Source organism: Serratia sp. N21D137 (genome assembly GCF_047530005.1).
Classification (GTDB): domain Bacteria; phylum Pseudomonadota; class Gammaproteobacteria; order Enterobacterales; family Enterobacteriaceae; genus Chania; species Chania fonticola_B.
Genome location: NZ_JBLJAJ010000021.1, coordinates 84,412 through 94,491 on the forward strand (window position 1 = coordinate 84,412; position 10,080 = coordinate 94,491).

A 10,080-nucleotide genomic window follows, 5' to 3' on the forward strand; every position below is an offset into this window, starting at 1 on the left:
TCCGCTCCTTACCTGGATGTCGCAGTCACTTCATTCAGTGCCTGTTTCCGGCGTTCAGGTGGTAATGCATAAGTTGCCACACACTGGGTGTCTGCACTCTTGCCCCATTTCGCTATAACCTGGCCGCTTAACGGAAGCCCTGTCAGATAAACCTGCCCATTATCCGCCACTATGCTTCCTCCCTGCCCCTCTGGCGTCGATACAACCGCACCAAATGGTACGGGCTTGTCGTCAAAGAGTAATGTCATTAATATCTTCAACCCTATGCGTGGTCGAAAATCTGCCCGAACCACCGCACCATGTGTCGGCACCACGCTGACCACTGCATCATCCAAATCCACATTGTCTGCCAATGTATTTGTGTCTAACGCCACGCGGTTCTCTCTATAATCCATCGAGTAAGGCAGCACGGCATAACCTCGCCAGTCAGTACGAATCCCGGTCTGGTTTTCCACTTTTACATTACCGGCACCAGGCGCTTTCACCAAAACAACCGTATCATTCATCGGTTGACTCAGCGTCAAGCCATTTTCATGAGCCAAAATACCGCCACTCATTCCATAATAGAGCTGACTAAATCCATCATTTCGACTGTAACCTATATTCGCATTGCCATTGGTGCCACGGTAGTTCAACGCTGCATAGCCAGAACTACCATTTCCATTATGACTCCCAACAGCATAGCCCGTTTGCATGCTGTAACTCAGGTTATTATCTTCTAGCAGTGTGCCATATATCCCGGCTAGATTAGTCGTGCGTCCGTTAAGATCATTTGACATGCTATAACTGGCGCTGGCATGTCGCCATGCTGATGTACTATCTGAGCGCATCCAGTGACTAAATGGAATATTTATATTAAATGCCAACATCTGGTCACGACCATTTTGCCAAGCATTTTTTGCAAGGCTATAACTTACCGTCCAATTAATATCACCAGTGGCAGCACTCAGCCCCGCTTGTAATTGTTCGTCGGCCTTATTGGTTCCCCAATAAGTCTGATGACTGCCACTAAGATACAGAGTCATCTGATTAGCCAATTGTTGCGTTAGGCTAACCTGAACCCTCCCTCGTTTATTATATGCGAGGTTATAATAGTCGGTATATTTTGGTTTAACCTGTATGGCCCCATCCTGCGTTATTACACTGTAACCACTCATTCTTGAGTATGCAGTGTCTGACAAATTAAAGTATCCTTGCGTGGAGTATCGATAACCAACCAATTGAATATTAGTACCCAGCTCATTTAACGATTTGTTATATAAAAATCGTAATGACTGCCCCTGATGTTCACTGCCGTCAGGTAACGTCGCTTTCGCATCAGTAATATCAAATGACAAAGCCCCCAAAATACCCATATTTTTACTGATCCCAACATTAATTGCGCGGTACCGGTCGGCGAGCTGGGTTCCTGCATACAAGGTCCAGCCTTCAGGAAATCCTTTCATTATGACGCCCTGAGCAAACTTGGGTTTAGACTGCTGCTTATTTCCACTGCGGTATTCACCAGCAGTTAAAGTGTACCGGGTCTGTCCCTCACGCAGTAGTCCAGGAACGGAGGCATAAGGTACAGTGAATACTTGTGAGCTGCCATCTGCCTCAGTAATTGTTACCTTAAGATCGCCGCTATTACCGGCAGCATAAAGATCATTAATCGTAAAAGGTCCTGGTGGAACAGTAGTCTGGTAGATATCATATCCATTCTGTTTTATCGATACCTGTGCGGTGCCTCGGGCAATACCATGAATTGTTGGAGCAAACCCTTTCTGACTATCCGGTAGCATGTTGTCATCAGAAGCTATTTGCACACCTCGAAAATTAAGCCCATCGAAAACATCACCACGGGTATAGCTGTCCCCCACCGTCAACCGGGAGCGGAAAGGCACAATATCTCGCTCCAGCCATGTATTCACATGCTGCCATTTGTTTTTATTTTCAGCACTATTTACACTACTGTTTCCACTATTGTAACTCCAGTTTGAGATATCACGTAGGCGCCACGCCCCTAGATTAACCCCCGAATTCAAAGATAAGTAAGCGTAATTTGTCCTTCCTCCGTTACGCGTGTGCACATTATTACCGGTTAAATTATAATTCAATAAGCCCGCGGTAATTCCATTATCCCACTGATCCGGTGGGATATAGCCTCTGGCGCGATTATCCATATATACCTGAGGTACAGTTAAATATAATCGTTGCTGCCCGACATCAAATTGGGTGGTGGCATCTTTGATCAGTCTTGACAATGGTACACAGGTTCTAGCCGCTAAAGCGCCCATACCAGGTACTGACAACGTATTCACGCCCATAGCGGCAAGTTGGCCACGGGTCAAACACGGGGATAACTGCTGACCGTCTTCACCGGCATGAAAAGTGATATCTCGAGTAGACCAAAAGCCATTATTTATATAAACATCAACCCTATATGTGCCCTCTGGTACTTCTTGACCTTTTTCAAATCCGGATAAATCAGCTACGCTAGATGGGTCATCCGATAGAAAACGGGGATTAAAGTATAACTCAGCCTGAGCTGAAAAACTGCATATCTCCATCATCAGTGCAAAAAATGCGAATGATAAATGATAGCGACAGATATGCCGGGATCTATTTTTTCGTACTCTGCATTTCAAATATAGCATATCCCCTCCGGTCTGAAGTAACTCGCCGGCTATCAATAACGATGAGACCATGTAGGCAAGATCCTGCTTGAGATTATTACATCTTGCTTTGTATTTGAGGTGTCAACGCGCCATAATCATTAATCGTACGATACGTTATATTTCCACTGCTACCAGAAGGTAAGGGTACCGATGTTGCCCCCATTGGAGGAACGAGTGCATTTTCCAGTTCCTTAGTACCAATACGCAAATCAGTAACGGTTAAAAAATACGGCGTTGGGTTAGATAATACAAGCTTATTATCCAGCCGTTTGAACTGTAGTTTATCTTGAGCCTGCTCAGGAGAAAGAGGCAAGTTTATCGGCCGATAAAGGAGTTTAATTTTGCTAATAATAGCTATTTGCAATACATTGGCATTCTGCTTTTGCTTTTCCATTGATGGGATTGCTTTCACACTAATCCAAAAAAGGCTTTCTCGATCCTTTGGTAATCGCCCATTAGTCGCATCAATAATACGCAACGTATTCTCTTTTTTTCCCTGCATGGCAAAAAGTGGTGGCGTGATAACAAAGAGTCCGTCTTTCTGTCCATTCATATTTTCAACCCACGACTGGATCAGATAGGTGCTTTTTTTATCATTATTATTTACAGTCAACTGCACTTGTTTTTGGTCGGATGGGTAAATAACTCGCGTGGTGCCAAGTGCGACACTGGCCTGCACACTGAATGCGGATGTCATTCCCAGGAACAACATTCCAAAAAACAGTTTTTCAATTAAACCCGCTCTTTTAATCACATTTTCACCTTTTTATTTCATCTCTATGTAAATTTAATAAAAGCATGAGATTACGTTTATTAAAAATATGCGGATCAATCATAGGTCAATGAAAACCATGCTTGCGCATTGGCAACACCGCCAGTTACTTCACGGCTTGTAGCACGGTATTTCGCAACAAAATGCAGATCCATAGCTCCAGACTTTAGTGATTTATAAGTCAATGGAGGGCTATTCAATCGAATGAGTTGGTTCTGTTCGTCAAATAGCCCAATCCCCACACCTGTTGCGCTATTTGAAGTGCTCTCAACAGAAAGCACTTCTGGATTTTTGTCATCTGCAACACCATAGAATGCTACACCGATACGTTGGCTTACATTGGTATTGCAGTCCTGTAAATGAATAGTAAAAGGCACCGGATAAGCATCACTGCCAACACCAGAAACCTTGTTGCTACTAAGCTGCCCCATCCTGACCGTCATCTCCTGATCCCCTGCCTCAACTCGGCAGGCTTCTGCAATGACGTTTCCCTGAAAATGCATGCTTCCTCCAGGTAAAGTAACATTCCAGCGATTACCCGCCATAGCCGCTGACGAAAATAACATCATGAACAACAATGCTTTCCTCCGCTGCATCAGCATCTCTCCGGTTTTGTTACTGAAGACCAGCGCCTAGCCTTCCTGGCCAGATAAATCATCCCTGTAACAATTACTGATAATAAATACGCTGAATAAGTAAACAATCCCTGAATAGGCTGGATACAAATTAAGGCGCGGTCTCAGTCAAGAAGTTATCCTTGCAACAATCTGATTGTTATTGATATTGCACCTTGAAGGTAGCATCTGCGTTAGCAATACCTGGGGTGGCAGCACCTGTTGCAAAGTAACGGGCTTGGAAGGGGAGAATGTTAGTACCATTACTTAATGTGCTTTGTGCACTGAAGGTTGTACCATTCATTACCAGTGGGGTACCTGTCTGATCCAGGATTTGTATACCAACATTAGTGGCACTACCGGCTGCTGAATTCTGTAATGCCAGTACAGTCGTATTGGTGCTGTTTACGGTAGGACCAAAAAATGCAGCTGAAGCATGAGTTGAAACACTGGTATCACAATCATTCAGTTGTATATTAAAACCAACAGCCGTACTTGTGGCTCCCTGAGTGGCAAGCTTGGCAGAACGTACTTGCCCCATTAAAACGGTTGAATCAGAAGAATTTGTATCTACTGCACAAGCTGCATTGACCACTTCTCCTTTGAAATGCACGGTGCCACCATTTACAATAGTCGCTGTCGTTGCCGCATGCGCTACAGCAGCGCTCAAAGACAGTGCTGCCAAAGTCATTATTGACAATGTTTTTACTTTTTTAATCATTATAAAAACCCTCATTATTTTTTATTGAACCCCGTAATCAGGGGTTAAAGGACTGTTCGCAGAAACAGCATTCAACTTCCGGAAGAAGAATATACAAACAACCTCTTACAGCTCAACTTAAATTTGAGCAGCTCAATACAACATAGTTATTTAAGTTTATGTGAAAATAATATTTAAGTCAGTGAAGGCCGATAAGAATCAAGGCCATCAGACATAAAATTTATTTTGTTGATTTATCACAAAATTTCTATCTTTATGCCTAGTCAAGCACCCGATAGGTGCAATCAGGAAAAAGATTATTACTGATGAATTTATTCATAAATTAAAATAATAAATAAAAAAACAAACATTAATAAATTATGATATTTTTTATAACCAATTGAGGAATAAAATGATCCAAGTCAAAAACCAATTGAGTTTGGTGATATAATTCTTAGGATTGTTTATAGTGATTTCTTTGTTTAAAAATCCCAAATCATTAGATAACATCAACGTAATATCTAAAGAATATGTGATAAAGGTCAGGTTTTTGGGTTCTGTCGCATTAAGTCGCCCTCGGGGATGATGCGTCCAATAAGTAAACCATGTGTTTTTCGATAAATGGGTGGCTTTGTTGAATAAATCGATCTTTTGGGCGCAATCAGGTTCAGATCACCACATTCCTGTCCCCTCTGGCGGTATCCAATGGCAAAGAAAAAGTTTAAAATCACCAACTGGAACACCTACAACAAGGCGCTCGTCAATCGGGGTTCACTGACATTCTGGCTTGATGAGTCTGTCATCCAGGCCTGGTACGACGGTCCCAAAACGTCTTCACGAGGGCGACCACAACGTTATTCTGCATTAGCTATTGCCACCGTAATGATGCTCAAACGTGTCTTTCGACTTACGCTACGTGCCGCTCAGGGCTTCATGGATTTCATTTTTACGTTAATGAAGCTCCCACTTCGTTGCCCGGATTATTCCTGCGTCAGCAGACGAGCCAAGTTCGTCTGCATCCCTTTTAAAAACACCACACGCGGCGAGATCGCGCATCTCATTATCGATTCCACCGGATTGAAAGTTTTCGGTGAAGGCGAGTGGAAGGTGAAAAATCACGGCCAGGAAAAGCGCCGCGTTTGGCGAAAACTGCACCTCGCCGTGGATGCCGAAACCCACGAGGTTATCTGTGCTGACCAGTCCCTGAACAACGTGACCGATGCAGAGGCATTCTCGGGTCTTATCCGCCAGACCCACCGGAAAATCCAGGTGGATTCAGCTGACGGGGCTTATGACACAAAGCGGTGCCATGACGAGCTAAGACGTAAGAAAATCAAGGTACTGATCCCGCCGCGAGCCCGTGCAGGTTACTGGCCAACAGAATACGCGGACAGAAATCAGGTGGTAGCGAGGCAGCGGCTTACCGGGAGTAACGCCTACTGGAAATGGAACACGGCTTACAACCGGCAGTCGGTGGCCGAAACGGCGATGTACCGAGTCAAACAACTGTTCGGCGGGTACCTTATGCTGCGTGACTATGATGCGCAGGTCGGTGAGGCTATGGTGATGATCCGTGCATTGAACAAGATGACGCTCGCTTTTGTCCAAATCTGATTTATTCAACAAAGCCCTAAAAGCTATTTATTCAACAAAATCCAATTCCGGCTAAAATATCCCGATACTGATGGAAGAATCTCATAATGAAAATGTGATTCACATCAAAAATACCACAATTATCATAGCACCAAAAATTAATAACTTAAAATTTATAAAAAATTAAGTCGTGATAATCAATTCCAGAAATCACATCAACTAAATAGGTTAATTTTTGATTTAGATCATTTAATTCATCAATTACCCATAATAATCATTATATTTAATTAATAAATATCATTCTTTTAAATAATTTATTTCCCAGAACAGTTAATTATTAATAATGCATCTCATTAGACTATACTGACCGCTATCCGACAGATAACCAGGTTTTTATAAAATAAAATCCCGATGAATATCAAATGATAGCATTTGACTTCAGATACTGATCTAGCCTGCATTACCCTAATCAAGACCATCAAACAACCTTAAATAATTACACTGAATTAAAATGTTAGTTATAAATTGAACCGTCATAAACTTCATTGTATATATTGTCACTAGCAAATCTTAAAGTGAGAACAGGCCGGTCTATGGTTTTAGTTTTAAGAATAGGTTGTACCTGTTTCAGAGCTGGACGTTGTGGAGAGGTAACTTAAAGAACTTCAACGCATGTCAGGTAGGAAAATGATGGGGAATGAGTTACTGAAAGTAGGCGATTGATTATCCTCATCAGAACAGTGAGCATCCTCTTTTTGCATTACCTGACAAGGTACTGATAAAGAAGTCTGGTACACAGACAGTGCGTCCAGAGTTAGTCAGCTATACCGCAAACCTGGTTGCAGCTAACACAATGTTTATTAAGCGGTTGCACGCCCGCCTAAGGGAAACACAGTATACTTATATGTTGTTAACGGGAGAGCAAAAGGTGACGAGTTCGTGGCTGCGTCAAGTGAGTGGGCATAATGGCTTAAAAGACCGCAGTGGCCAGCCTGACACGCAAAGCAATCGTTACGACCATCAACAGGGAGTCGGGCTAGGATGGTTATCAGAGCTTACATCTGGGAGAACTATGAGCTTTAGGGGGAAGGTTTGGCTGGTTACTTTTTGTCTATGCGGCCTTTTTTGGCTATTCGTTTATTGTTTAGTAGTTTATTTATTCGACGGCTAAGAGTCGATATCGGTGCCCTGGTTTATTGCAGCCGTTAAGCGTACTACTGTTGAATTACTTGCACCGGATCAACATAGAACCCGTAACGGATACCTCTGAACCGAAAATCCTTCAGGCGCTTATATTACCCCATCAATGTTATCGCGCAGTGTGTCTGCTAGTATCTGGCTTACCTCCTGATTTTATGTAATCAGGAAGAGGTGATGGCAGAACGTAGCATTATTACTGATCACACTAAAGTTCACCGCTGGATAGGGTTTTTCGCCGACAAAAGCGCATTATCGGTCTGCGGTGGCGCATAGATAGAACTAAAAAAAGAAATACCTATTTGGCTGACATTCCTACGCCAATACGGCACAAGCGATTATATTAGGCTTACTAATTCCTAGTAAAAAGTAACCTTGGCACTATTTTTAACGCCAGTGTAAAAATAGCCACGTAACAGCACCAACAAATAAGGAGGTTAAAAAATGAAAATTAATGTAATTACTGATAACAGCTATTTTTTTCTTGGTATACATCACCAGTTAGATGATGAGGACAATAATATATTAAAAGTGTCCTCCAAGGACATAAATACAATACATAGGACCACACAAAAAGAGAAAGAGGTTTTTTTATTTTTCTTAGATAATTACAATGCTAATACCCTCTTGTTGGCCGCAACTGGTTTTTTTAATGGAAAAATGGTTTTCATTCCCACAAATAAAAACCACAGTAATAATTTTAATAAGGTTTCCCTTACCGTTCGTGACATCGTTGACAATATTTTAATGGAAATTCACTCAAAAGACGATGAAAACCAACCTAATAGTGTAATGGAAAAACTAACGAAAAGAGAGGTTACCATATTACAATACGTTCTTCAAGGAAAAAGCCCTAACTTCATGAGTAAGCATCTAGGTATTTCAATAAAAACCGTTTATGGTCACAGGAAGAGAGCATTTCATAAACTTGGAGGTAGAAATATATTTGAGCTATGGCCGATCAAGGAAAAAATATTAAATTCAACTGGGGCTCATCTCAGAAGCAGGAATCTATGGTCATAGCCGTTTTTGCAACCTGATTTTGAATATATCGTTAACAGGATTGAATCTATCCGGCGTCTGAATGAACTTAATTGCCCGCGCCTAGATGAGTTCAGCGACTAATATACCGCTAGAAAATATACGCCTTCAGATGAGCCTTTCCGTTTTACAGGCTCCTCAACAGGCCAGTTGGCCGTTCATATCATCAATAATCAGTATTCGTAAAACCAAATATGTAGCTGTTTAAAGTCGTCATCCTTGTTGATTTTAAGTCAGAAAGTAAATAAGGCCCGGGCGGATATTTTCAATTATATTGAAGTGTTCTATAACCGTACCCGGACTGGCAGTCATCTCGGTGACGCCAGTCCGGAGGCCTTCGAAAAGGCCTCACCGTGAGGACAGTAACTGTCTATGGTATCGAAGATAAGATCTATCAGACATACATAAGCCAGGAGGACAGTGACCTCTTTTTTCTTCAGCGCTGTTAGTAGATCACTAGAGGGAACTCAATCCGGTTTGAGCGTTCTGATCAATCGTCGATGAGAACAAGCAACCCCGTCGGACTGAGTTATGCCGATCATAGCATCCATATCGACTGATGAACGCAAAACCACGCAAAAAACTATCCAGCAAACACATGGTCCGTCGGCTTATGGCGACGCTTATGCTCCACCACGGAGACCCTGTTACCCATGCCGCAAAGGTGCTTTGTACCGCCCGTTCTTCTATTGGCCGCTGGATAAACTGGTTCACGCTATATGGTTGTGAAGGACTAAAAAGTTTACCCCCTGGCCGCCCCCTGCGGTGGCTTGAAAAAGAAAGCATCCTTTGCACACTCCCATTGTTTGTACAGCATTCGCCTCAAGAGTATGGTTATCTGCGTTCTCGCTGGCGCAGTGTGTTGTTTACCATTGAAACTAATAGGATTTTTAACACCGCTAGTCATCCGACCACGATGAGAAAGTGGCTATCCTTGGCAAATCTGGTCTGGCGAAGAGCGGCTCCGACACTTCATATCAGAGCCCCCAAAAAGACGAGAAAATGTCAGCAATAACAGAAACTTTGGAGAGAAACAGTTCGGTTCATCCCGTGTACTATGAAGATGAAGTCGATATCGACTTGATATCCGAAAATTGATGCTGATTGGCAACTGATACGTCAACAAAAACGTGTTCGACCCTAGGTAAAAACGAGAAACACTACCTTGCAGGCGTGCTCCATGCAGGCACAGGGAAAGTACATTATGTTAGTGGAGTAAATAAGAAACTTCTCAGGCGAACATACAGACGGGCAGAAAGCATCACATTGATAATGGATAACTACATTACTCATAAAAACCAGAAGACGCTGGAATGGCTAAAAACAACCCCAAATTTATCCTGCTTTACCAACCTGTTTATTCCCCCCTGGGTCAATGATGTGATCTTACCCACGAACAATGGACACATGGCTAAGCGAGGTTCTGTTTTTCAAATTGTTCCGGGCTAAGACCACCACAGGCACTGTGGCGACGCCAGCGATTGTAATCGCACTCGATATAATTAA

General features: G+C 42.7%; 8 protein-coding genes and 3 pseudogenes. 6 read left to right on the top strand and 5 right to left on the bottom strand.

All coding sequences use genetic code 11. The features are described 5' to 3' along the window. Window positions 1-8: 8 nt before the first annotated feature. From ACMV5H_RS16970 to fimA, 4 genes are all read right to left on the bottom strand, one after another. Window positions 9-2,687 (bottom strand): fimbrial biogenesis usher protein, encoded by a 2,679-nt coding sequence (locus tag ACMV5H_RS16970; RefSeq protein WP_414822142.1) that lies wholly within the window; start codon window positions 2,685-2,687, stop codon window positions 9-11. Window positions 2,688-2,712: 25 nt separating this feature from the next. Further along, window positions 2,713-3,369 carry a fimbria/pilus periplasmic chaperone gene (locus ACMV5H_RS16975; RefSeq protein WP_223538504.1) on the bottom strand — a complete coding sequence of 219 codons (657 nt, stop codon included), beginning with the start codon at window positions 3,367-3,369 and terminating at the stop codon, window positions 2,713-2,715. A gap of 116 nt (window positions 3,370-3,485) precedes the next feature. Further along, a complete protein-coding gene (locus ACMV5H_RS16980) occupies window positions 3,486-4,025 on the bottom strand; it encodes a fimbrial protein (protein ID WP_223537452.1) in 540 nt (179 codons plus the stop codon). A 178-nt stretch (window positions 4,026-4,203) separates the two neighbouring features. Then, the gene (fimA, locus tag ACMV5H_RS16985; protein WP_414822143.1) at window positions 4,204-4,764 is read right to left on the bottom strand and encodes a type 1 fimbrial major subunit FimA; all 561 of its coding nucleotides are present in this window, start codon (window positions 4,762-4,764) and stop codon (window positions 4,204-4,206) included. Between the two features lie 684 nt (window positions 4,765-5,448). Between fimA and ACMV5H_RS16990 the strand changes: the two genes are divergently transcribed. The 6 genes and pseudogenes from ACMV5H_RS16990 to ACMV5H_RS17015 all read left to right on the top strand — a co-directional run. After that, window positions 5,449-6,357, top strand: coding sequence for an IS5 family transposase (locus tag ACMV5H_RS16990; protein ID WP_414822144.1), 909 nt, complete (start codon window positions 5,449-5,451; stop codon window positions 6,355-6,357). 781 nt (window positions 6,358-7,138) lie between these two features. Next, on the top strand, window positions 7,139-7,507 hold the full coding sequence (locus tag ACMV5H_RS16995; protein ID WP_414822145.1) for an autotransporter outer membrane beta-barrel domain-containing protein: 369 nt from the start codon (window positions 7,139-7,141) through the stop codon (window positions 7,505-7,507). 89 nt (window positions 7,508-7,596) lie between these two features. Then, window positions 7,597-7,817 (top strand): annotated as a pseudogene (locus tag ACMV5H_RS17000) (IS6 family transposase); the annotation flags it as partial. Between the two features lie 160 nt (window positions 7,818-7,977). Further along, window positions 7,978-8,556: a helix-turn-helix transcriptional regulator gene (locus tag ACMV5H_RS17005; protein ID WP_414822146.1), complete on the top strand. Its 579-nt coding sequence runs from the start codon at window positions 7,978-7,980 to the stop codon at window positions 8,554-8,556. Between the two features lie 267 nt (window positions 8,557-8,823). After that, window positions 8,824-8,931, top strand: a pseudogene (locus ACMV5H_RS17010) (IS3 family transposase); the annotation flags it as partial. 174 nt (window positions 8,932-9,105) lie between these two features. After that, window positions 9,106-9,957 (top strand): annotated as a pseudogene (locus ACMV5H_RS17015) (IS630 family transposase); the annotation flags it as partial. A 28-nt stretch (window positions 9,958-9,985) separates the two neighbouring features. Here ACMV5H_RS17015 and ACMV5H_RS17020 read toward each other — a convergent pair. Then, the coding region (locus tag ACMV5H_RS17020; RefSeq protein WP_156293548.1) for an IS3 family transposase at window positions 9,986-10,080 on the bottom strand (95 nt) is incomplete at its 5' end.